This is a genomic window from Soonwooa buanensis (assembly GCF_900167905.1).
Taxonomy (GTDB): domain Bacteria; phylum Bacteroidota; class Bacteroidia; order Flavobacteriales; family Weeksellaceae; genus Soonwooa; species Soonwooa buanensis.
Window position 1 is genome coordinate 1 of record NZ_FUYZ01000030.1, and the last position, 1,006, is coordinate 1,006.

At 31.1% G+C, this 1,006-nt stretch carries 3 protein-coding genes; 2 read left to right on the forward strand and 1 reads right to left on the reverse strand.

The window, feature by feature from the left end:
* Positions 1-184, forward strand: a 184-nt coding sequence (locus B5X62_RS15635) for a hypothetical protein (RefSeq protein ID WP_221405236.1), incomplete at its 5' end; no start/stop codon positions are given.
* Between the two features lie 76 nt (positions 185-260).
* Here the strand turns inward: B5X62_RS15635 and fic are convergent.
* Positions 261-818 (reverse strand): protein adenylyltransferase Fic, encoded by a 558-nt coding sequence (fic, locus tag B5X62_RS15405; protein WP_079668372.1) that lies wholly within the window; start codon positions 816-818, stop codon positions 261-263.
* A gap of 21 nt (positions 819-839) precedes the next feature.
* Here fic and B5X62_RS15725 point away from each other — a divergent pair, with 21 nt between their 5' ends.
* A complete protein-coding gene (locus B5X62_RS15725; RefSeq protein WP_262507649.1) occupies positions 840-965 on the forward strand; it encodes a hypothetical protein in 126 nt (41 codons plus the stop codon).
* Positions 966-1,006: the final 41 nt, after the last annotated feature.

Genomic DNA, 1,006 nt, shown 5'->3' on the forward strand with positions numbered 1-1,006 from the left:
GCTTAATTTTTGGTCAACCTATTTTAGGACGATGCACTTTTTAACATATCAGCTAACGGAAAAAGTATTGGCGAAGTGCGGGCTTTCGAAGAACTGGAAGTTCAAGAACGGCCAAACGAAGCCGATGCTTTTTCTTGGAACTAAATTACAAAAAAATGTGGAAAGTAAAAGCAGCGGCGGCTAAATATTTCCGCTTTTTCTATTATACATTTAACCCCGCATTTTGCCAATACAATGTTATGTGCAGCCCTGATTGAGCATTATTCATTATCATTTTCTTTTTCATATCCTTCATAATAGTAGGATTGCTCGATTCCTTTAAAAATTATTTCTCGATTATTTACATCTTCAGTTAAGTTTGAAAATAATAATGTTCTTAATTCTAAATCGTTAATTGGACTTCTTTCCATTGATTGTAAATAAAGAGTTTTATCTACAAACTGCCAATTAATTACTTTTTGAAGTTGTTTTTTCAAAATTAAATCCAACCAAATTCTCATCGTTCTTCCATTTCCTTCCATGAAAGGATGAGCAATGTTCATTTCAACGTATTTGGAAATAATTTCTTCAAATGTATTTTCTGGCATTAACTCTATTTTCGCCAAAATTTCATTTAAATATAAAGCTGTTGCAAACCTAAAACCTCCTTTCGAAATATTGTGAATTCTTATTTCTCCTGCAAAATCGTAAAGATTATTAAACAAATATTTATGAATTTGTTGTAAACCTTTTGTTGTTCCAATTTCGATTTTGTTTATATCTCCAGTATCAAATAATTGATATGCGTTTTCTAGACTTAATTTGTCAACATTTTTCATTCTATCTTAATAACCTGTTCTATGACAGTTAGTTGTTTTAGGGTTGCACATAACGGAAAAAGTATTGGCGAAGTGCGGGCTTTCGAAGAACTGAAAGTTCAAGAACGACCAAACGGAGCCAATATTTTTTCAATGGAACTAAATTAAACAAAAATGTGGAATTGAAAAATATTGGCGGCTAAATATTT

Excerpts from the sequence above, each read along its gene's own strand:
- B5X62_RS15725 (WP_262507649.1), top strand. The coding sequence starts at position 840 with ATGACAGTTAGTTGTTTTAGGGTTGCACATAACGGAAAAAGTATTGGC.
- fic (WP_079668372.1), bottom strand. The coding sequence starts at position 818 with ATGAAAAATGTTGACAAATTAAGTCTAGAAAACGCATATCAATTATTT.